Source organism: Halobacillus litoralis, assembly GCF_009856415.1.
GTDB lineage: Bacteria > Bacillota > Bacilli > Bacillales > Halobacillaceae > Halobacillus > Halobacillus litoralis_C.
This window is the reverse complement of record NZ_WMEZ01000010.1, coordinates 53,990-74,951: the sequence shown is the minus strand read 5'-3', so window position 1 is coordinate 74,951 and position 20,962 is coordinate 53,990. Positions and strand designations below refer to the sequence as shown.

Annotated in this window: 22 protein-coding genes; 9 read left to right on the top strand and 13 right to left on the bottom strand. The window is 45.4% G+C overall.

What is annotated here, in order from left to right:
• Positions 1 to 246: hypothetical protein (locus tag GLV98_RS20200; RefSeq protein ID WP_237417187.1), on the top strand; the 246-nt coding region annotated here is incomplete at its 5' end.
• Here the strand turns inward: GLV98_RS20200 and GLV98_RS18265 are convergent.
• Genes GLV98_RS18265 through GLV98_RS18255 form a run of 3 tightly spaced genes read right to left on the bottom strand, consistent with a single transcriptional unit; the run spans position 227 to position 3,183 of the window.
• Positions 227 to 1,204: an NAD(P)/FAD-dependent oxidoreductase gene (locus tag GLV98_RS18265; protein WP_160917470.1), complete on the bottom strand. Its 978-nt coding sequence runs from the start codon at positions 1,202 to 1,204 to the stop codon at positions 227 to 229. The genes GLV98_RS20200 and GLV98_RS18265 overlap by 20 nt on opposite strands.
• Positions 1,205 to 1,222: 18 nt before the next feature.
• Positions 1,223 to 2,227 carry a FecCD family ABC transporter permease gene (locus GLV98_RS18260; protein ID WP_160917469.1) on the bottom strand — a complete coding sequence of 335 codons (1,005 nt, stop codon included), beginning with the start codon at positions 2,225 to 2,227 and terminating at the stop codon, positions 1,223 to 1,225.
• Positions 2,224 to 3,183 carry a FecCD family ABC transporter permease gene (locus GLV98_RS18255; protein WP_160917476.1) on the bottom strand — a complete coding sequence of 320 codons (960 nt, stop codon included), beginning with the start codon at positions 3,181 to 3,183 and terminating at the stop codon, positions 2,224 to 2,226. The genes GLV98_RS18260 and GLV98_RS18255 overlap by 4 nt, the downstream gene beginning before the upstream one ends.
• Before the next feature lie 191 nt (positions 3,184 to 3,374).
• Between GLV98_RS18255 and GLV98_RS18250 the strand changes: the two genes are divergently transcribed.
• From GLV98_RS18250 to GLV98_RS18225, 6 genes are all read left to right on the top strand, one after another.
• Entirely contained in the window at positions 3,375 to 4,352 is a 978-nt protein-coding gene (locus GLV98_RS18250) for an ABC transporter substrate-binding protein (RefSeq protein ID WP_160917468.1), read from the top strand.
• 106 nt (positions 4,353 to 4,458) lie between these two features.
• Complete coding sequence (locus GLV98_RS18245; RefSeq protein ID WP_160917467.1) at positions 4,459 to 4,782, top strand: helix-turn-helix transcriptional regulator; 324 nt, start codon at positions 4,459 to 4,461, stop codon at positions 4,780 to 4,782.
• Entirely contained in the window at positions 4,775 to 5,953 is a 1,179-nt protein-coding gene (gene chrA, locus GLV98_RS18240) for a chromate efflux transporter (RefSeq protein ID WP_160917466.1), read from the top strand. The genes GLV98_RS18245 and chrA overlap by 8 nt, the downstream gene beginning before the upstream one ends.
• A 129-nt stretch (positions 5,954 to 6,082) precedes the next feature.
• Positions 6,083 to 8,878 (top strand): EAL domain-containing protein, encoded by a 2,796-nt coding sequence (locus GLV98_RS18235; protein WP_160917465.1) that lies wholly within the window; start codon positions 6,083 to 6,085, stop codon positions 8,876 to 8,878.
• Positions 8,879 to 8,882: 4 nt separating this feature from the next.
• Positions 8,883 to 10,517, top strand: coding sequence for a thiamine pyrophosphate-binding protein (locus GLV98_RS18230; protein ID WP_160917464.1), 1,635 nt, complete (start codon positions 8,883 to 8,885; stop codon positions 10,515 to 10,517).
• A 93-nt stretch (positions 10,518 to 10,610) separates the two neighbouring features.
• Positions 10,611 to 11,084: a PCYCGC motif-containing (lipo)protein gene (locus GLV98_RS18225; protein WP_160917463.1), complete on the top strand. Its 474-nt coding sequence runs from the start codon at positions 10,611 to 10,613 to the stop codon at positions 11,082 to 11,084.
• 61 nt (positions 11,085 to 11,145) lie between these two features.
• On the opposite strand, the gene GLV98_RS18220 is transcribed toward GLV98_RS18225, so the two are convergent.
• The 7 genes from GLV98_RS18220 to GLV98_RS18190 all read right to left on the bottom strand — a co-directional run bounded on the left by GLV98_RS18220 (position 11,146) and on the right by GLV98_RS18190 (position 16,668).
• Positions 11,146 to 11,529 (bottom strand): VOC family protein, encoded by a 384-nt coding sequence (locus GLV98_RS18220; RefSeq protein WP_160917462.1) that lies wholly within the window; start codon positions 11,527 to 11,529, stop codon positions 11,146 to 11,148.
• A gap of 106 nt (positions 11,530 to 11,635) precedes the next feature.
• Positions 11,636 to 12,388, bottom strand: coding sequence for a TSUP family transporter (locus GLV98_RS18215; RefSeq protein ID WP_160917461.1), 753 nt, complete (start codon positions 12,386 to 12,388; stop codon positions 11,636 to 11,638).
• Between the two features lie 19 nt (positions 12,389 to 12,407).
• The gene (locus GLV98_RS18210) at positions 12,408 to 12,791 is read right to left on the bottom strand and encodes a hypothetical protein (RefSeq protein ID WP_160917460.1); all 384 of its coding nucleotides are present in this window, start codon (positions 12,789 to 12,791) and stop codon (positions 12,408 to 12,410) included.
• 98 nt (positions 12,792 to 12,889) lie between these two features.
• A complete protein-coding gene (locus GLV98_RS18205) occupies positions 12,890 to 13,411 on the bottom strand; it encodes an RNA polymerase sigma factor (protein ID WP_160917459.1) in 522 nt (173 codons plus the stop codon).
• A gap of 18 nt (positions 13,412 to 13,429) precedes the next feature.
• Positions 13,430 to 15,424, bottom strand: coding sequence for a DUF6449 domain-containing protein (locus tag GLV98_RS18200; RefSeq protein WP_160917458.1), 1,995 nt, complete (start codon positions 15,422 to 15,424; stop codon positions 13,430 to 13,432).
• The gene (locus GLV98_RS18195; RefSeq protein WP_160917457.1) at positions 15,399 to 16,298 is read right to left on the bottom strand and encodes an ABC transporter ATP-binding protein; all 900 of its coding nucleotides are present in this window, start codon (positions 16,296 to 16,298) and stop codon (positions 15,399 to 15,401) included. Before GLV98_RS18195 ends, GLV98_RS18200 begins: the two co-directional genes overlap by 26 nt.
• Positions 16,291 to 16,668: a GntR family transcriptional regulator gene (locus GLV98_RS18190; RefSeq protein WP_160917456.1), complete on the bottom strand. Its 378-nt coding sequence runs from the start codon at positions 16,666 to 16,668 to the stop codon at positions 16,291 to 16,293. The genes GLV98_RS18195 and GLV98_RS18190 overlap by 8 nt, the downstream gene beginning before the upstream one ends.
• Positions 16,669 to 16,882: 214 nt before the next feature.
• Between GLV98_RS18190 and GLV98_RS18185 the strand changes: the two genes are divergently transcribed.
• Complete coding sequence (locus GLV98_RS18185; protein ID WP_160917455.1) at positions 16,883 to 17,683, top strand: DUF2935 domain-containing protein; 801 nt, start codon at positions 16,883 to 16,885, stop codon at positions 17,681 to 17,683.
• An 80-nt stretch (positions 17,684 to 17,763) separates the two neighbouring features.
• On the opposite strand, the gene GLV98_RS18180 is transcribed toward GLV98_RS18185, so the two are convergent.
• Entirely contained in the window at positions 17,764 to 18,360 is a 597-nt protein-coding gene (locus tag GLV98_RS18180) for a flavin reductase family protein (protein WP_337193776.1), read from the bottom strand.
• A gap of 135 nt (positions 18,361 to 18,495) precedes the next feature.
• Between GLV98_RS18180 and GLV98_RS18175 the strand changes: the two genes are divergently transcribed.
• The gene (locus GLV98_RS18175) at positions 18,496 to 19,911 is read left to right on the top strand and encodes an alanine/glycine:cation symporter family protein (protein ID WP_160917454.1); all 1,416 of its coding nucleotides are present in this window, start codon (positions 18,496 to 18,498) and stop codon (positions 19,909 to 19,911) included.
• 30 nt (positions 19,912 to 19,941) lie between these two features.
• On the opposite strand, the gene GLV98_RS18170 is transcribed toward GLV98_RS18175, so the two are convergent.
• On the bottom strand, positions 19,942 to 20,199 hold the full coding sequence (locus GLV98_RS18170) for a hypothetical protein (protein ID WP_160917453.1): 258 nt from the start codon (positions 20,197 to 20,199) through the stop codon (positions 19,942 to 19,944).
• 107 nt (positions 20,200 to 20,306) lie between these two features.
• The gene (locus GLV98_RS18165; protein WP_160917452.1) at positions 20,307 to 20,888 is read right to left on the bottom strand and encodes a cell wall hydrolase; all 582 of its coding nucleotides are present in this window, start codon (positions 20,886 to 20,888) and stop codon (positions 20,307 to 20,309) included.
• Positions 20,889 to 20,962: the final 74 nt, after the last annotated feature.

The following is a 20,962-nucleotide window of genomic DNA, read 5'->3' as shown; positions in this document are numbered from 1 at the left end:
GTTGGGTGGGTTGGGCTCTTTTGTCACTATCCTCTTGAAAACTTATTAGCGACTTTCTCACTTTTATTAGCAGCTTATGGACTTTTATTGGCGACTTTACAGCTTTTATTGGCAACTTTCAAACATTTATTAGCGACTTCGGACTTTTTATTAGCATCTGACCACCCAGCTCGCAAACTCTCTAAAAAACGCCGAACGACAGCATCAGCTGCGTTCGGCGTTTTTCTTATTTATGCTTGTAAATGACGGTACTGTACACTTGTGATTTCGCTTTTGGATTCAAATGTTTGGCGGCGCTGTTCACCGCTGCCATCGCTTCATTGAACCCAGAAGCAATGAGCATCGTTTTTGCTGGATATACAGCGGCGTCACCAGCGACAAAAACTCCTTCCATGCTCGCACACATATCTGTCGAAACGGGGATTCTTCCTTTGTCCGTTTCCAATCCCCATTCGTCATATAAACTCTTATCAATTTGTAAGCCTTCATAGACGAGGATATGATCGACCTCTAGCACGGATCCGTCTTGAAGGATTGCTTCCTTCAGCGTTTCATCCCCTCGCAGCTCTTCAATCTCCTTATTTTTATGGATATGAACAGAAGAGCCTTCGACCTTCTCGACATCCTGCTCATAAACCGCTTTGAATTCGTCGCCGCGATTCAGAAGGTGGACTTCGTCAGCAACCCCTTCGAGAGCGAGCGACCAGTCAATGCCGACACGGTTTTGCGAAACGACCGCAACCTTTTGCCCGCGATACTGTTCAAGGTTTTGTATCGTGTAGTGAATTTGCTTGCCGTCATAATGCTCGCTGCCTTTTACTTCAAGCGGCTGCATTTCAAACGTGCCAAGACCGGAAGCCACGATCACCGTCTTCGTATAGTGCGTTTGTCCGTCATCTGTTTCCAGGACCAGCGTCCCATCTTCCTTTCTTTCAAAAGAGGTCACTTTCACACCCGTCACAAAAGCAGGATCGATCATTTCCGCCTGTTCCTTGACGTTCGTGACAAGGTCCTCTCCAGTGATCCCCGGGAACCCACCGACGTCATAGATTTTCTTCTCCGGATAGAAAAAGGAAACCTTGCCCCCAACTTGAGGCTGGTACTCGATGACTTTTGTCTTCAAATCTCTCATTCCACTATAAAAAGCAGCATATAAACCTGTCGTTCCTCCACCAATTACGGTTACATCGTACAACTCTTCCATGGACGTGAACTCCTTTTTCTATTGGGTTTTCATAAGCAAATAGACAAAATAAGGGGTGCTGACGATCGACACGACGATCCCCACAGGAATCTCTGCAGGGGCAATGATATTTTTGCCGATCGTATCAGCAACGACTAAAAATATCGCTCCGATCAATGCAGCAGTCGGAATCATCCGTTGATGCCCGGGTCCGACGATTCTGCGTGCGATATGCGGGGCCACAAGCCCAAGGAAGGCAATTCCTCCCCCTGCCGCTACAGATAATCCGGCTAGACCGACAGCAAGCAGTAAAAACGTCCGACGCGCTTTTTCCACTTGAATCCCGAGTCCCATCGACATTGAATCTCCTAAATTCATGATGTTCAGCGTACGAGATTTATAGATCGTCCACCCGATCATTAAAAGGATGGGAGGCACAATGGCCAGCACGAGGTTCCAATTTCCCATCCATAGATCCCCGGCCAACCAGACGAGCGCCTGATTGAAATCCTGAGGGTTCATCTTCACTTGAAAAATGATGAGTACCGCACTGAAACCTGCATTCACACCGATTCCAACAAGAATAAGGCGGATAGGATTGACTCCTTTTTTCCAAGCCAGGGCATACACAAGGAAAGCTGCGAGGAACGCACCGGCGAGTGCAAACAATGGCAAAATGTAAATGCCAAAGCCGGTCACCATCGCCATCGACTGTTGGAAAAAGAAAATATATAATATGACGGCGAATCCTGCGCCTGTATTAATTCCGAGGATCCCAGGGTCGGCAAGGTCGTTTTGCGTGACGCCCTGGAGAATCGCTCCAGAAACGGCCAGGCCCGCGCCGACGAATAAAGCAAGGACCATGGACGGAAGCCTGAAATTGAAAAGCACCAATTCCTGCCGGGCGGTCCCTTGTCCGATGAACGTTTTTAGAACGTCCAGGGGTGCAATTTTAACGACACCCATATTCAAACTGATGAGGACCATGAAGCTGAGGAAAAGAAAGAGCACAGCCATCACGAAAGAAAAACGTGTCTTTTTCATAAGGACCCCCTCCCTTCACCACGAGCAAGGTAAAGGAAAAATGGGACCCCGATACATGCCGTAATTGCTCCGACTGGGGTTTCGTAAGGAGCGTTGACGAGCCTTGCTCCGATATCTGACAGCACAAGCAGCAAGCTGCCGAGCACAGCAGAGACAGGGATAATCAGCCGATAATCGGATCCCACGCAGAAACGTGCCACGTGCGGGATGACAAGTCCGATAAAACCGACCGTCCCAGCAACAGAAACAGCCGCTCCTGTTAATAAGAAAACGACGATAACACCGAGAGCTTTAACTAGGAATGTATTTTGTCCAAGACCTTTGGAAACCTCATCTCCAAGACTCAAAATCGTGACGGATTTAGAAATGAGGACAGCGAGGGTCAATCCAACTGCTCCGGCTACCAGCAGGATCTGCACAGAAATCCAATCCGTTGCGGCTAGTCCACCGGCATACCAGAAGCTCATTTGTTTGGCCACCTGAAAGTGTAAAGAAATGGCCGACGACAGTGAACTCAGCATGCCACCAATGGCAACTCCTGCAAGAGCTAACTTTGCCGGGGTCAGTCCACCTTTAGAAAAGGATCCTACGGCAAAAACGAGAACCACTCCGAGTCCTGCCCCAACAAAAGCGGCTGCTGTCATTCCGATGTTACTCACGGCAGGGAAAAAGACGATCGTCAAAATTAAAGCAAATGCCGCACCGTGCGTGACCCCCATGATGGACGGAGAAGCAAGAGGGTTTCTCGTCAGCCCCTGCATGACGGCACCGGACACAGCTAAAAACGCACCGACAAGAGCGCCCGCTAAAGCCCGGGGCATGCGCAGCTCACGAATGACGGCATGGCTCGTAGACTCCGGAGCAAAAGCGAACATCGACTCCCAAACTGTACGGATGGAAATGTCAGTGACCCCGACAGAAATCGATAAGGCCATCGTTACAGCTAAAAGAATCATGCCGCCTGTAAAAAGAAAGGCCGCACGCCATACTTTTCTGGTTACTTCATTCCACTCTTTGTTAGCTTCTCTCGTTCGTTCTTCCACAGCCAGCGACCCTCTCTACCTATGTATCTACTATAATGAATTGACACATCCGATGATAATGATTATCATTATCTTATCACAAAATTATTAGGAGGAACAAATAAATGTCGAAAAAAGTAACCCTTTACATAACTGGTTTACTGCTTCTCGTCCTGTTGGCTACAGGATGCAGCAGTGACGGTGAAGATACATCATCAACCAATGACGAGTCTGATGAAGCCACGAGCGAAGAAAACAGTGAGGAAACAAGCGAACGTACACTCACCCATGCGATGGGCGAGATTACACTCGAAGAGAAGCCTGAGCGCATTCTTGCTCCTTATTTAGAGGATTCACTTGTAGCTTTAGGTGAAAAGCCTGTCGCCCAATGGTCCATCGGTGAATCGGTGCTAGATTATTTGCAACCAAAACTTGAAGGCGTACCGAAAGTCGGCTGGGATTTGCCAGTAGAACAGGCGATTGAACAAAATCCTGATCTCATTATCTTCAGTTCCCCTTCCGCATTGCAAAACGGAAGCTACGAAGACTATTCCAGCATTGCCAAAACGTATGTCTTTGAAGAGGAAACAGGTACGGATTGGCGAAAACAGCTGACAACGATGGGAGAAATTCTGAACAAACAGGACGAAGCGGAGCAAGCGCTGTCTGATTTTGACCAAAAAGTAGAAGAAGCCTCTGCGACAATTAAAGAGAACATCGGAGATGAATCCGTTGCGTTTGTCTGGACGATGGGCGAGCAGTTCTATGTTTTCGATGAAAACCGTTATGGCGCAGACATTTTCTATAATGAGATGGGCATCGCTAAGCCAGAATTTCTGCAAAGTCTTCCTGAAGAGGGAGAACAATGGAACCCTGTGGCCCTAGAAAAACTTGGGGAGTTGGATGCGGATCACGTATTCCTCATCGGAAACGAAGGCGAGCCTGGATTCGAAATTCTTGAAAACAGCTCCGTATGGCAGAACACCCCTGCTGCTCAAAACGGCCAGGTGTACGAAATGAACGACCCGAGTCACTGGACGATAGACGGTGTCATCGCTCATGAAATGAGTATCGATCAAATGGTAGACACGCTAAGTAAATAGAATGTAAAGATTCGCGCAAACTTCGTAAAGTTTGCGCGTTTTTTATTGTCTTCCGTTTCACAATATCGTATATTGATATCGGAATCCGATACAGGGGGTGCTTCCCGTGCTGAGAGATTTTTTCTTAGGCTCGATTAAAATCCACATTCTCTACCACGCAAGCATTGAACCGATTTATGGAGCATTTCTTATGGAAGAGCTGGCTTCCCACGGCTACGATATCAGCCCAGGAACCCTCTACCCTACACTGAAACAGCTCCATAAAGACGAATTGCTTGAGAAATACGAAGAAAAAGTGGAAGGAAAGATCAGGAAATATTACGTCATTACGGATAAAGGCAGGCAAGTGCTTGCTGAAGGAAGAGAACAGGTCCGTGAACTGGCAGAAGAAATTTTAGGAAAAGATTGGAGGAATCTCGACAATGAGTAAACCAAAAGGTTCTCTCTTAGAAATATTCAAAGCGTCAACAAAGCTTGGATTGACATCTTTCGGTGGTCCGGTTGCCCACCTGGCTTACTTCAAAGATGAGTACATCGACAGAAAAAAATGGTTGGATGATAAAACATACGCAGATATCATCGCCCTATGTCAATTCCTGCCCGGCCCTGCAAGCAGTCAGGTCGGAATCGCGATTGGTATGCTCCGTGGTGGATTGCTCGGTGGCATCATCTCATGGATCGGTTTTACAGTACCATCGATTATTGTTCTCGTACTTTTTGCTCTGTTATATCAATCGTTCGGCCTCGCCGATGCGAACTTCATTCACAGCTTGAAGGTCGTAGCCGCAGCAGTCGTCCTTCACGCCTTGATTGGCCTTGGGAAAAAACTGACGCCGGACCGTCCGCGGATCGCCATAGCGTTAGTGTCTGCACTGATCCTGCTCCTTTATCCATCCGCCTGGATGCAGTTATTGATCATCCTCGCTGCTGGATTATTCGGGTGGAAGATGTTTTCAAGCATGGTGGAATCCAAGATCCAGCCATTCCCTGTGACGTTTTCCAAAAAGATCGGTGTCGCTTCTCTTGGCGTGCTGGTCGCTCTTCTTGCCTTATTACCGATTCTTGCAAGAAACACGGAAAGCATGCTGATTCAACTCTTCGATACGTTCTTCCGTGTCGGTTCCCTCGTATTTGGCGGCGGCCATGTCGTCTTGCCGATGCTTGAGCGTGAAGTGGTGCCGACCGGATGGCTGACGGCGAACGAATTCCTTGCCGGTTATGGAATGGCACAGGCTGTTCCGGGGCCACTGTTCACATTCTCCAGTTACCTTGGGACGATGATTGAAGGCGTTGCAGGTGCCCTTGTGGCAACCGTAGGCATCTTCCTGCCATCCTTCTTGTTTTTGATGGCGGCTCTGCCATTTTTGAATGAATTGAGAAAGCGTCCAGCCTTCCAGGGCGTCCTTACAGGAGTGAACGCAAGTGTTGTGGGTATTCTGCTTGCTGCTTTTTATGACCCTGTACTGAAAAGTTCGATTATGGAAGGAGCAGACTTTGCTCTTGCTGCCATTCTTTTCGCTCTTTTACACTTCTTCAAAGTCCCAGCCTGGGCCATCGTGTTGATTGGTGTCGGTGCCGGCGCTGTTTTGAATTTATTGTAAGAAAACAGGCGCAAAAGTCCTCTTTTGTGCCTGTTTCTTTGTTTTTTTGTAAAAGTTATGCTTCAAATGCAGGAAGTTCGATATAAGAGTCGAACTTTATCAAAATATGACAACTATGGAGGTTTTTCAATGGCTGAAGAACAAACGAGATATTCTCGTCTCGCACAAATCACACAGCTCATCAATACGGAGCATGATTTACGCGATGTATTAGAACACGTAGTCACAGCCATATCTGAAGAAATCATGCGGTGCGATTCTGTCGGCATTTACCTGCCTCGTGAGGATGGTACCTATCAAGGCTATGTCGGAAAACCGGCCTTGATCAATGGAATGACCCTTGATATGCACATCGTGGATCCGGAGTACGATCTCCTCGCGAAAGAGGTCATCGAAACAAGAAAAACCATTTACATACCGGATACATCCAAAGATGACCGTCCCGATCAACGGGCCATACAGGCGTTTAAAATCAATTCCCTGCTCGTTGCTCCGATTTCTTATGAAGATGAACTCTACGGCCTCGTGTTTTTATTTGATTATGGGACACCGATGAACTTGACAGAATCGGAAATCGAATCCGTGAAAGCTTACGTCAACATGGCCGCTGTGGCTATCAGAAATGCAAACAACCTGACACGTAAAGAGAAATTGATCAGCGAAAAGCAACTGTTGCTCAATGTCACCCGTGACCTTTCCTTATGTTCCTCTTTGCAAGAAGCGCTGGACAAATGCTTCTATTATCTAGGAGAAGTCCTGGATAACCCGAATATCGGCGCCCACTTCATAGACCCCGTTGCAGAACACAAGCTAAAGCCTGCGAGTCTCAGTAAAGAAAGTGAATGGACGGAAGAAGATTGGAAAGAGACCCACCAAAAAGCTCAGTTCAACCATAGGGAGGATCCTGTTTTTCAAGAAGTGATCGATACGAAGACATCGATTCTCGTTCCGGATGTTTTGACTGATGACCGGACGAACAAGGAGATCTGTGAAAAGTTTGGAATCAAAGGCTTATATATGATTCCTCTCGTCTCCCTTGGGGAAGTACTTGGTGCGATTGCCATCGTAAATCTGAAAGAAACCGGGCAGGTCTACTCTGACTCTGCCTGCCAATTGGCTGAATCCATCGTGGATACAACAGCACCCGTCCTTTTCAACCTGCTTTATATGGAGAAGCAGGAAATGATTATACAGGACCGCACATCCGAGTTGATTCAGAAGAATGATGAGCTCGAAGAGGCCATTTCTGAACTGACACAAATCAGTCGTGAGAAGTATTTGATCTTGAATTCTGCAGGTGAAGGGATTTTCGGAATCGACCTGGATGGCCACATCACTTTCGCCAACCCTTCGGCAACCGAATTGTTGGGTTATGAGAATGAGAAGGAAGTGATAGGTGCACCTTATTCCCATATCTTCGATGATCAAAAAACGTTCTTAGAACATTACGAACAAAAAGACGGACATACAGACAAGGATCATTTTTTCTTTAAAAAGTCCGGGGGTACTTTCCCCGTGGAATATGTCATCACTCCTAAACTGGAAAACGATCTGACCACCGGTTACGTGGTCACTTTTAAAGATGTAACCTCAAGAAAACAAATGGAAGAAAAAATTAAATACCACGCCTATTATGACAGCGTGACAAATGTACCGAACCGTGTACTGTTCCAAGACCGCCTCAACCAGGCCCTTCAATATGCGGAAATGGCGGATAAACCGATCGCCATTCTCTTCCTTGATCTTGATCGTTTCAAGAAAATCAACGATACGTTCGGCCATAGTTTTGGAGACAAAGTCCTGCTGAATGTGGCCGAGCGCCTGCAAAATGCTGTGCCTAGCGGAGCGACCGTTTCGAGACAGGGCGGGGACGAGTTCATCATCCTTCTGCCGACGATCGACCGGGAAGAAGGAGCCGTGAAATGTGCGAAAAGAATCCTTGAAGCCTTCAATGATCCTTTCGTCATTGGCGGTCATGAGATTTCCATCAAAACCAGTATCGGCATCAGTCTTTTCCCAGAAAACGGGGATACCGTCGAGACGTTGATCAAACATGCGGATGTCGCAATGTACAAAGCGAAAGATCTATCTGGTAACCAATATCAGCTGTTTTCACCAGAAATTGAGAGTCGCACGTTCGAACAAATCCAGCTCGAGAATGACCTTTTCAAGGCATTACAAAAGAATGATGAATTTGAGCTGTATTACCAGCCTAAATTCGATGTCCGTACAGAAAAACTCATTGGCATGGAATCGCTGATCCGGTGGAATCACCCACAGCTGGGCACCCTCCCTCCCGGCCATTTCATTCCTCTCGCAGAGGAAACCGGCCTCATTACAAACCTTGGAGAATGGGTCATACGTGAAGCGTGTCAGCAAATGAAAACATGGGTGTCTTCTGGATATACGGAATTGATCGTATCCGCTAATTTATCTCCTCAACAATTCAATCAACAGAACCTTGTGCTTACGGTGGCAAACATTTTAGAAGAAACCGGCCTCCCCGCTAAGCACCTTGAGCTTGAACTAACGGAGAATTTAATCATTCATAATACGGAGCACACGTTAAGGACAATCGGCCAATTGAAAGAGCTCGGTGTCCAAATTTCCATCGACGATTTCGGTACGGGCTATTCTTCTCTAGGCTATTTAAAAGATTTTCCTGTCGATACTTTAAAAATAGACAAATCCTTTATTAACGACGTCACGACAAATCGGAACAATGCGGCGATTACAAAAACCATCATCACCCTTGCTGACAGCCTGCAGCTCAACGTGATCGCAGAAGGCGTTGAAAAAGCAGATCAGGCTGCTTTCCTCGCCGAGCACGGTTGTCATTGGATCCAGGGGTTTTATTATAGTCATCCGTTACAAGTGGAAACATTTGAAGATCATTTTTTAAAATCATTCATAAAAAGGGGATAAGGCTATGAAATCTGTTCGTGCTGTGTTGGATTACTTGGTTGCTGGTGAGGTATCTTATATTTTTGGAATACCAGCAGGATCTGTGAATGCTTTCTTCGATGAACTTTATGATACTCCTTCGATCACACCAATCGTGACCAAACATGAAGGAGCCGCGTCTTATATGGCCGCTGCTTATGCAAAGTATTCGAGCTCTCTCGGTGTATGTATCGGAAGCAGCGGGCCAGGAGGAACAAACCTTGTGACAGGAGCAGCGAATGCCATGCGTGAGCACCTCCCTGTGCTGTTTTTGACAGGAGCCGTTCCCGTAGATACTGTCGGTTTGAACGCTTCTCAAGAATTACATGCCGATCCACTCTATCAATCAGTCACAAAATACAGTCAGAGGGTCGACCGTGCAGAAGACTTGCTCCCAGAGATTCACAAAGCCGTGGAGATCGCTATGACAGGCGTTCCAGGTCCCGTCCACATCGCCATGCCGATTGATGTTCAACTGACAGATATTCTGGAACCAGCCATTCCGACGTTCCCACAACGAACGCCTTTGCTTCCAACAGACGAAGTTGTCTTAGAAACAGCCAAAACGCTCGCATCAAGTAAGAGTGGCTACCTGTTCGTAGGACAAGGGATTCGCGGTGCCGTGGATGACGTTATTGAACTTGCCGAAACCTTAAATTGGCCGATTGTCACAAGCCCTCAAGCCAAAGGGTTCATTCCTGACCATCACCCTTTGAAGAGAGGGATCTTCGGTTTTGCCGGACATGAAGAGGCTTCTGACCTGATTAATCATGGAAAGGAAGAAACCGTGCTTGTGCTCGGCTCAAGTCTTGGGGAAACAGCTACGAATAATTGGAATCCAAATATTACGAAGAACCGGACACTGATTCAAGTCGATTACGACGCGACCGTTTTCAACAGGAAATATCCCGTCGACCAGCCGCTTCATGGCGACATCGATGTAACGGTTTCCTCTTTAATCACAGCCTTGAACGGATTAGGTATTAAACGGGCACCTCTCCCGGCTATGGATCCTGCGGTTCCAGATGTGACCGAAGAGTTCAACTCACAAAACGTTTTATGGTCCTTGCAGGATAAGCTTCCTGACGATACTCGTTTCACCATCGACATCGGTGAATTCATGGCTTACGTCGTCCACTACATGGGAGTGAAAAGTGAAGATTCCTTTGATATCAATGTCCATTTCGGAGCGATGGGAAGTGGAATCGGAAGTGCCATCGGAGCGAAATTGGCAGACCCAGATTGTCCAACTGTAAGTATTACGGGTGATGGCTGTTTCTTCATGCACGGCATGGAACTTCTGACAGCCAAAGAATACGACATCCCTGTTTTATTTATCGTCATGAACAACTCACGACTCGGCATGGTCCATCACGGTCACACGCTTCAATACAAACGCGCGCATGAACGCTTTGGACAGGAAGAGGTCAACATCTCCCAGATGGCTGCAACTCTCGGTGTGCCAAACGCACGTATTGAATCGATGGAAGACCTAAACGACATGAACCTATCAGCCATTCTAAACGTTGAAGGTCCAGCAGTCTTAGAAGTAGCTCTCGTCGATGACAACGTCCCTCCTATGGGCGACCGCGTGAAATTCTTATCTTCTTTCGGAAAATAAATGTGACTGATGAACGAACTTTTTGAAAAAGCATTGAAACTTCATACCACCCTCTTTATGATGAAACTATCAACATGAAGAGGGTGCCTTTTTATGAAAAAATCACTATTCCTTATCCTTACGCTTTTGATCAGTACCGCCCTAGCCGGGTGCTCTTCCGAATCCGAAGAGGAAGCTCATGTCGAACACGTCAACGGTGACATCAGAGAAGAGACAGCCTCTGTGTCGACACTTCCATCATTCATGGATGACAAACCGCAGGAAATGCACGACATCTATATGGCTGCCGCCCAAAGTAAAGAGTTGCTTGAGAATATCCCTTGCTATTGCGGATGCGGCGAGAGTGTAGGACACCGCGACAACTATGACTGCTTTGTAAACAAAACCAATGAAGATGGTAGCATCGTCTGGGATGACCACGGTACAAAATGCGGCGTTTGTATGGAGATTGCCGCCCAATCGATCATCGATTATCAGGATGGTAAATCAATCAAAGAAATCCGCGAAACGATTGATTCTACGTACGAAAATGGCTATGCAGAACCAACCCCTACGCCTGCATTATAATCAAAAAAGACCAGAGTTTTCTGGTCTTTTTTCAATTCCTCTATGATTCATTTAAAATTCCCTATTCCTTATTTTCCATGACAGCGAAATACTGATCTTCATTGTCCGCGAAGTTAAATACCCTGCCCATCGGCATATGAACGATTTCTCCTACGGTCACTTTCCGATTGATCAAATCGCGGTGAAGCTGTTCAAAACGATCCGTAAAAAACATTAAGGAAGGTGGATCAAGGTTTAGGTCCGGCGACATCTTTGCAACCATTTCTTTATCGTGAAGGACTATAGATGTTTCCACTCCATCCTTGGGAGCAACCTCAATCCATCTCATTCCTTCCCCGTTATTTTCTTCAGAAATGACTACGAACCCTAATTTCTCTGTCCAAAAGTTTACGGCTTCGTCCTGGTCGTTCACATACAGCATGATTTGACCTACTTTACTAAGCACAATTCTTCACTCCCTAACAGTGATCCTTAACTATTCGCTATTTGGAGTTGAAATCCCTCTTATTAAAGAAGCTCTCTACCTCAACCCAGACTTTAGCGGGTCGCTTTTATGTAAAGAAGAATAGCCTGATCGCCATAGCAATGACGGCGACGACAAGGAACCGTTGGATCCACTTGTCCCCATGCTTGACCGCAAATTTGCTCCCCAAGAATGCCCCAAGGCTCGTACCGATGGCCAATGTAATTCCGTAGCCCCAATGAATTTGATCATTGACGACGAAAACCACCAGGGCTGACAATGTGTAAACGGCAACGACAAACACTTTGATGCTATTAATCTTCACTAAGGATAAGCCAGTCACCAAGGTCAGTGCCGCAATGATTACAAAGCCTACTCCAGCTTGGATGAATCCTCCATAAATGCCGATAAAAAAGAAGATAAGAACCAAACCTACCTTTTTCATTCGGGAGTCCTGGCTGCTTGCCGCGGACAGGTTTTTGTGAGGTTTCCATATCATGATCACTAGGACCACAATCATTACAATCGATAGGATACGATTGAATAGATCATCCGGGATATTCACTGCAATTTGTGCGCCAACAATTGAACCTATGAGAGCAGGTATCGCTAATAGGAGACTGAACTTACCATCAAAATAGCCGTCTTTCCGATAAGAGATGATGGCGACGATGTTCTGTGCCATCAACGCAATTCGGTTTGTGCCATTAGCTACGGCGGAAGGCAGGCCGAAGAAGATAAGTATAGGCAGCGTTAAGAGAGACCCCCCACCTGCGATGACGTTTATGAAGCCTGCTCCGATCCCTACCCCTAAAATAGCGAGAAAAGACAGAATGGTCACGAGCGAACCTCCTTTCTATTTAATCTGCTTTGCCTGCACGATTGATATATTCTGCTACTTCATCCAAGTTCGTTGTCTTCAACACAATTCCTTCCCGATTTAAGATGAAATAGGTCGGGAAATGAACAATTTCTTCCCCGTGTGCTTGAATGGGAGCTTCTTTTTTCACTTGAACATCTACTTGAGTAAGATCAATCGCTTCGTTCGCTTGCATTTTAGCTACTAGATCATACATCCGTTCATATTCTGGATCCGCCTCTCCTTCTGTTGGAACTTCCTCCACAAAGGCCTGAAAGTGAATGTCCCCTTCCCTCTCCGGTAAAGGCAGGGACTGCTGATTACTTGTACACCCCGTCAATACGCATAATAAAACGATGAAATACCAAAGATACGTATTCTTCACACCATCCACCTCCTTCTTCCTCTCTCATCATACAGAAAAATATAACATTCCGCGTCAAAAAAAGCAGAACCTCAGCATTTGAGGTTCTGCTTTTCAAACTATGCTGTAGAATAATGATCCATTTCTTCTCCCAACTTCCCTTTCATGGCCTGTCTCGCCCGGTGAAGGCGTGATTTGACGGCCGCCTGTGTGATGCGAAGGGTTTGGGCGATTTCCTTTTCCTGCAGTTGTTGATCGTAACTTAATTGAAACACCGCACGAAGCTTAGGGGACAATGTGCTGATCCGCTTCTTGATGTCTTCTTCTAGATGACGGCATTCACATATATGTTCAACATCAGATGCTGTATTCTCGTAGGTGGGTTGAGGCACCGGCATTTCCTCAATCGGCAAAAGAACCGCTTTCTTCTCTTTGCGTAAAAAATCGATCGCTTTCCGGTGAGCGATGGTGGAGAGCCATGCCCCCACCTTCCCTTCTTCACGGATTTCATCGAGTTTATCGTACGCTTTGATAAAGGTTTCTTGAAGGATATCTTCGGCTGAACAAGGGTTCTTTGTCACTTTTAAAGCGGTGTAATAGACACGATGATAATACTGTTCATACATCTCACAAAAGTCCATCTTCCTGTATCTCTCCCTTTATTCGAAGTGTTCCTTAATAAATTCCGGGGCGTCACCTTCATCGAAACTCAAGAGATCATAGTGATTGGTGTTGCGATCATCAAAATAGAAAGCGATGATATACTTTCCATCTTCTTGATTTTCTCTCCCTTGCAGGAGGGATTCAATCTGATCTTTATCAGTGACCTCCAGGGGTTCTACACCACTTTCTTTTAACCGATCAAACACGTAATGAACATAGTCATGAGGATAATCTCGATTCTCAGGCCACTCGTAGACTTCAACTCGATGAATATCTTCTGGTTGAATCATCATTTGTTCATAAACCCCTTCTTGCTTCATCCACTCGATGGTATTTTCATACGAGGGGAAGAGTTGTGCATGATATGGATTCTCCCGCATTCCATCCACAGTAAAGGATACTCCTGATGACAAACCACGCGGCGCAACCATCTGGTCATAAGACAGTTCGTTAATGTCCTGCTTCAGCGCTTCCATAAAGGCCGAGATTTTTTCCGGGTCGTACAACTCTTCTCCTCCAGGAGCTGCGTTCGGGTGGATCAACAACTGATCGATGTCAGAAGAATCGAGACCTAGGACTGGATATTGAATACTCTTGTATTCTTTCGTTTCATACACGGCTTTCTTCTCTTTACGTACGCGCTCTTCACTTATTTGATATTGGCGATAAACTTCATCGCCATTTTTCAATTCATATACGAAAAAGAAAGAATCCTCTCCATCTTTCAAAGGGTTACTTACCTCAGTAAGCTGATCATGAAGGTTTAAAGCAGATTGGACTCCTTCTTCCGAGGTGATGTAAGGCACATCAAGTTCATGATCAATAAGCTCCTGATAAGACCAATAACCACCACTGATATAGACCTTTTCTACTTCATTTTGTTCGGGAACATAGGCTTCGTAATTTTGCCAAAGGAGAGGAATAACCGCAATGATTACACCAGCAGCCACACCATAACCCAGCCAACCTTTTACGTTTTTCAAGTTGAAAACTCTCCATGTCTTTTCAAGAAGCATGGAAGCTGCGGCAAAACCGAATGTTCCGCCAATGAAATAGCCTGTAATCATCCAACTATACGTATTTTGCGCCACACTGAAATACATGCCTCCGAATAAGGCGAAGCAGAACGTGACCCCGAGTTTGAAAACAGGATTCAGGGCCCGTACAGCTAACGCACGGCCTGCTGCTTCCAGCGGACGTTTTTTATACAGCCACACGGATACCACGTAAAAGAGAATCGCAATCCCCCCATAAATGAATAGGGATAAAACTTCAACAGGGACACTTACTTCCTCCGGACCATAACTCTGGTATTCTAAGAGATCCACCAGTGGTGAAAAATACTGAAGGGAACGATCCAACACCATGTCACCTGAATATCCTTTGATATAAGCGCTCAGGTGAAAAGCGATCAAACCGTATAAGCCAACAGGTAAAACCAAAAGGATATAGGTCAGAACCCCCTGGACGGCGGATAAACCAGTCAATGTCCCGACAAAAACGCCTGCCACAAAAAGAAGAAGGCTCATCGTCGTAAACAGCCACAGCCAATAACTTGCATTTGCCAAAGTATAGTACTCTGTGACATCTGTTACTCCAGCCGTAATAACGAGAACCAAATAGTTCAGTAAAATCGGCAAGATTAATAGAATAATGCCTGAGAGAATATGGTGATGAAACAGTTTCCCTCTCTTCATAGGAAAGCTGTGAGCAAAATCTGAAGCACCTTTTACATGCAGGTAACGGAATAAAAACACCGCCATCTGCACAGGCATCACTATTAAAAATAGTGACTGAAGCTCATAAGCAAATATGCCGCCAAATAACCCGCGATCATCTGTGATACGAGGTTCATCTCTACCGAATTCCATGAATAACTGCATCGGTACAATGAAGAACAACCCTAAAAAGTAAACGATACTGATCCATCCGACATTCCGGAAATCCTGCTTGATAATCTCTTTATTAAACGAGGATGTTTTCGAACGCATACCCGACACCTCCCATTTCATAAATAAAGATCTCCTCAAGCGTAAGTGGAAGCCTGTCATAAACGAGCGGGCGGTGCATGTTGATTTCAGCTGATACGTCAGCTTCATTCCCACGGACGATCAGCAGCCAGACACTGCCTCGCTTTTCTTTATGGAGAATATCAAGGTTCGTTTCTTCCGGTTGAAAAGAATCTTCGTTAAAAGCGACCTGGATTTTATGAACGTCTGCTTTTAAATCATCCAAATCACGTTCAAGGAGAATTTCACCTTTATGTAGGATGCCGACATGATCACAGATATCTTCGACTTCCCTCAAGTTGTGGGAAGAAATCAATACCGTCATCTCCCGTTCCGCCACATCCTGAATGATCAAGTTGCGGACTTTCTGCCTCATGACAGCATCGAGTCCATCGAATGGCTCATCGAGGATCAATACATCAGGCATCGCTGACATCGCCAGCCAAAAGGCGACTTGCCGCTGCATCCCTTTGGAAAACTGACTGATTTTCTTTTTTTCATCCAGTTGAAAGACTTTCTTTAATTTTTCATATCGTTCTTCGTTCCAACTGTCATACATGGACCGGTTATAATCTGCCATCTGACGGGTCGTGTATTGGGGTAGAAAGTAAAGACTGTCTGGGATGAAGACCATCCTTTGTTTGACGGATTCGTTCTCAAAGACGTCATCCTCCAAAATATGAACCTGTCCATTATTCTGTTTGAGAATACCAGTAAGAATTCTCATTAACGTTGTTTTTCCTGCACCATTGGAACCAAGAAGACCGTAGATGGAACCTTTACCCACTCGAAAAGAAACGTCTCTGAGAATCTTGGTTCGATCAAATGATTTGCTGACCGTATTCACCTCAATCATCCTGATGACCTCCTTCAACTTCACGGAGAAGAGCTGCGATCTCTTCTGAAGTCATCCCTAAATAAATCGCTTCCGCAAACAGCTTCTTCAACTCTTCTCTCACTTTTTTCAACTCCTCTTCGTTATCGACTTTTCCAGAAGGATGGACGAAGCTGCCCTTTCCTTTTAACGAATAGATATACCCTTGTGACTCTAACTCCCGATATGCTTTCTGAATCGTATTCGGATTAATCGTCAACTGCTGGGCAAGTTCCCTCACAGAAGGTAGTTTTTCGTCTTCCTTCAGAACGTCATTAATAATCAGTTGCTTCAGCTTTTCCACGAGCTGCTCGTAGATCGGCTTTCGGCTCCTGACGTCCAACTCAAACATCCAGCCACCTCCAACGGTGTGTTCTACCTGTATTAACTGTATTATTACTTCTAGTACAGTAGTATATAGGAGGATCTTCCATTTGAGAAGCCCCTTTTTTTATTTTTTCCAAAGAATTTCAAATGCTGCTTTTATAGACATGACTCTTTTCATGAAGAAAACAAGTCGTGAATAGGATGAAAGGGATGACCTAAGAAAAAAGAGGGTGATGAACGTGAAGAACTATGCAGAACAAGCGAATTTTGAGCATCTGTTCTGGTTGCAGATTCTTGGGGACCATGCCCGTTTTATCCGGGATTCTTTGTACGCCTCCGAAGAGGAAACGTTAAAACAAGCGCGGGATTACGTCACTCAATGGGATAATCTTTTGAATGAAGTTCGTGATGGCAGCATTCAGGACATGGCTGAGTTTTCCAAGCAAGTCGGTGAAAAAACAAGAAGGTTTCACAAGTTTAAACTCAACCTAATTGAACGTTCCCTTTTTGGAAAAGTAAAGATCCATTTGAGTCCCACCTTCCTCAACCATATGGTCAATGAAGTAGAAGAATATTTGCTTGTGCTTGGCTTTTTAGGAAAAGGTGAGGTTCCTCCGTTATTTCATGAACTGCACCATCATATGTTGTGGCTGATGGATGCTTCAGGGCATGCAGGAGCCATCCATGATGAAATGGATGCTGTGGAAAAAAGGTTGAGAGAAAAGAGCGACACGTTCCGCCAACATTTCGATCAGTTCTACATAAAAGCCGTCGAAATGAAAGGATACCTCAGAACGAATCAACACTCCTTCCCTGCCCTGAAACGGTTCAATGATGAAGTGGATTTAGAAATGAAGATTTTCCGGACGTTCCTGAATGAATTAGAGGAGATGGAAATGAATGAAGTTGTACTCAGCACCTTCTCCCCCCTCATGGCTGACCATATGGCAAGGGAAGAATGCTACTACCTTTACAAATTAGCAGAGACCACAAACGGTGAATATCCCGCCTGCGACCCAACCAAACCACGGGTGGAGTGAATTGCCAAATAATGTATGACCTGGTACACCAGTAAATGTAAAAAAGCCGCGGAGCCTTCAATGAAGGCCTGCGGCTTTTTTTATTTGGGAAGGTCGCTGTTAGGGAGTGAGAAGAAGTCACGGATGTAGCTGTAATCTCCAGCCATTCGTCCGACAGGTTTCAGTTTATCCGGATTCACTTTGTCCGTTTCTTCGTAGACGTCATCCTGGATGTGGTATCCGACCAATCGTCCTAAAACCAAATTCCCTTCACCGATTTCAATGACTTGATGGAGCTCGCATTCCATGTGAACAGGGGATTGTTTCACCCTTGGTACGGAAACGAAATCACCGTCTTCGCTAGCTGTACCTGCCAACTCAAATTCATCGACATCAGGACCATACCTTCTGCTGCTTTCATGCATCTGATTAGCCAAAGATTCAGAAACAAGATTGATAATAAACTGTTTTGTTTCCTTAATATTCTTCAGAGTGTCTTTATCGCTGTCCGCACTTCCTACAGAAAAACAAAGCGTAATTGGACTCATGGATGCTACCGTAAAAAAACTGAAAGGCGCCAAATTACGGATCCCATCCTTACTTATTGTTGATACCCAGGCAATCGGACGTGGAACCACTGCCCCTTTGATTAATTTGCTCATGGAATGGTTTTGAAAATCTTCTTCTCTAATAATCACATGATCCCTCCTTTACTTCTCTAGTGTACGGCTTTTTTTCCTAAGGCTCACCTCTCCTGCACATTTTATGCGTTTAACATTTAATGTAAAGGGAATATATGGGTATCTTACAGTTTGTCGAAAGGGGACCTTTCATTGGGAGATTTATGGAATAGTATTAAAGAAGGAATCACAACGATTTCCGACTTTTTATGGACGTATCCATTAGCGATCATATTAATTCTAGGTGGAATCTTCCTCACCATCCGAATTAAGTTTTTCCAATTCCGCTTCTTTGGACACGTTCTCCACCAAACCATCGGACAAATTTTCAAGAAAACAAAAAAGAAAGGAACCATCACCCCATTCCAGGCTTTCACTTCAGCACTAGCCTCTACAGCGGGGGCAACGAATATCGTCGGGGTACCTGTCGCAATTTCTTTAGGTGGGCCAGGGGCTTTGTTCTGGATGTGGATTGTCGCTTTAATCGGAATGGCCACAAAGTACAGTGAAATATTATTAGGCATGAAATACAGGGAAACCAACGAGAAAAATATTTGGGTCGGCGGGCCGCAATATTACATAAAAAAAGCCTTGGGATGGAAGTGGGTCTCCACCGCCTTCGCCTTTTTCCTAATGATTGAGTTGATTCCGAGTACGATGGTACAGTCCAATTCCATCGCTACTCAGACGGAAGGTGCTTTCGGGTGGCCGGTTGAAATTACAGGGCTCGTCATGTGTGCAGCGATCGCCATCGTCGTTTTCGGTGGCATCAAGCGAATTGCCAAGGTTACAGATAAGATGGTCCCAGGAATGGTTCTCATTTATCTCGCTGTCTGTTTTTACGTTATTTTTGCCAACATTGATCAAATTCCCAACGTATTCGGACTAATTTTCACCCACGCGTTTACACCGATTTCTGCAACTGGTGGTTTTGCCGGTGCGGCCGTCGCCCAAGCATTACGCTGGGGGATCGCGCGCGGTCTGTACTCAAACGAAGCAGGTCTTGGAACAGCATCAATTGCCCACGCAGCAGCTAAAACAGACCACCCTTCCCGCCAAGCGCTATGGGGAATCTTCAGTGTTTTCGTTGATACGATTGTCATTTGTACCGTGTCCGGCTTAACCGTCCTCGTAACAGGGGCATGGGAGGAAGTCGGAGGCAGTGATGCATCCAATATGATTAACGTGGCCATCGGTGCCGAGTTCGGGGATGCGTTCGGAAGCAGTTTCATCACTGTCTTTTTACTCTTTTTCGTCATTACGACCATCGGTGTCCTCGTCTTTTATGGGGAAAAACAAGCGGAGTACCTGTTTGGTTTACGCGCGGCCAAAATCATGAGAATCGTCTACATCATAGCCGTTTTCGTAGGTGCGATTGGAGGACTTCAATTCGTCTGGCAGTTCCTCGACTTGATTTTAGCCTTCGTCCTGCTCACCAACATCATCCCGTTACTGTTCCTGCATAAGGAAATCGCTGCCTTAACGGACGACTACGTAAACCGTGTGTACAAAAAACGGACGAAGAAAAGGAAGGTCCAATTATTTCATGAGGAAGAAGATGCGAGTTAAACGTATAGATATAAAAAAGGAGATTCCTGTCTAGGAATCTCCTTTTCCTTTTTCCCATTTCCCTTCTTTGACCAACTGTTCCTTAAGTACATGGAATAGATTGTCATGAACGCGTGCGTATGGAGCACCATTCGCCTTCGTCCGCTCCGGGTGTTTTGAGGAATGCTCAATGGTCGTTACATGATGGGGCTTTTTTCCTTCTTTCACATTCAAAACATAGACTTGGATTGTATGTTCATCCCGTTGATGAATGTTCATTTCCATGCCATAGATCATTTGATTACTCATAATCCCTCTCCTTCGCTTATGTAACAACGCTCCTTCATTAGTACGATCCATTGTAAAAAAAGTTACAAAAAAACAAGCACCTAATCAAAGGTGCTTGTTCAGATGGTTTATCTCAAAAAAACGTGGTCGCCGATGACTGTCGTTACTTCTTTACTGCTCAAATAATCACTTTGCGCTTTATCAGGGTTGTAGAAAAATAGAGACTCGCGGTCATATCCTTGATAAGCAATAGCCTCGTTAACTGCACGTTTTGACTCTGCGCTTGCCGGCTGATTGATCGTACCATTCAGAACAGGAGAGAACTGAATGCCGTCATAGACTACGCCATTCAATGAATCTGGGAAAAGGTCACTTTCGACACGATTCAAAACGACCGTGGCAACCGCAACTTTACCAGCATAGCTTTCACCCTTCGCCTCTGCCTCTACTAGACGGGCGAGTAGATCTTTTTCAGATTCACTAAGAGCAACTGGAAGCTGCAACTGCTCCCCAGGGTGAATGTCTGCATTCGATTTGTTGTTCATGGCTTGCAATTGTTTAGCAGAAACACCATGTTTCATAGCAATTTTATAAATAGAATCGCCCTTTTGGACGGTGTGAGTATTGGCATGTGCAAAACTTTCGACAGGGAAGGAGAAAGCGAGCAAACTAACGGTAGCTATTCCTGTCATCATCAATTTTTTGAACATTTAAAATCTACCTCCTTATCAGGTTCGTTAATAAGGTAACATAGGAGGTTTGGGAGATTCATTATTAATTCTTT

Excerpts from the sequence above, each read along its gene's own strand:
- GLV98_RS18265 (WP_160917470.1), bottom strand. The coding sequence starts at position 1,204 with ATGGAAGAGTTGTACGATGTAACCGTAATTGGTGGAGGAACGACAGGT.
- GLV98_RS18260 (WP_160917469.1), bottom strand. The coding sequence starts at position 2,227 with ATGAAAAAGACACGTTTTTCTTTCGTGATGGCTGTGCTCTTTCTTTTC.
- GLV98_RS18255 (WP_160917476.1), bottom strand. The coding sequence starts at position 3,183 with ATGATTCTTTTAGCTGTAACGATGGCCTTATCGATTTCTGTCGGGGTC.
- GLV98_RS18250 (WP_160917468.1), top strand. The coding sequence starts at position 3,375 with ATGTCGAAAAAAGTAACCCTTTACATAACTGGTTTACTGCTTCTCGTC.
- chrA (WP_160917466.1), top strand. The coding sequence starts at position 4,775 with ATGAGTAAACCAAAAGGTTCTCTCTTAGAAATATTCAAAGCGTCAACA.
- GLV98_RS18235 (WP_160917465.1), top strand. The coding sequence starts at position 6,083 with ATGGCTGAAGAACAAACGAGATATTCTCGTCTCGCACAAATCACACAG.
- GLV98_RS18230 (WP_160917464.1), top strand. The coding sequence starts at position 8,883 with ATGAAATCTGTTCGTGCTGTGTTGGATTACTTGGTTGCTGGTGAGGTA.
- GLV98_RS18225 (WP_160917463.1), top strand. The coding sequence starts at position 10,611 with ATGAAAAAATCACTATTCCTTATCCTTACGCTTTTGATCAGTACCGCC.
- GLV98_RS18205 (WP_160917459.1), bottom strand. The coding sequence starts at position 13,411 with ATGGACTTTTGTGAGATGTATGAACAGTATTATCATCGTGTCTATTAC.
- GLV98_RS18200 (WP_160917458.1), bottom strand. The coding sequence starts at position 15,424 with ATGCGTTCGAAAACATCCTCGTTTAATAAAGAGATTATCAAGCAGGAT.
- GLV98_RS18195 (WP_160917457.1), bottom strand. The coding sequence starts at position 16,298 with ATGATTGAGGTGAATACGGTCAGCAAATCATTTGATCGAACCAAGATT.
- GLV98_RS18190 (WP_160917456.1), bottom strand. The coding sequence starts at position 16,668 with ATGTTTGAGTTGGACGTCAGGAGCCGAAAGCCGATCTACGAGCAGCTC.
- GLV98_RS18170 (WP_160917453.1), bottom strand. The coding sequence starts at position 20,199 with ATGAGTAATCAAATGATCTATGGCATGGAAATGAACATTCATCAACGG.
- GLV98_RS18165 (WP_160917452.1), bottom strand. The coding sequence starts at position 20,888 with ATGTTCAAAAAATTGATGATGACAGGAATAGCTACCGTTAGTTTGCTC.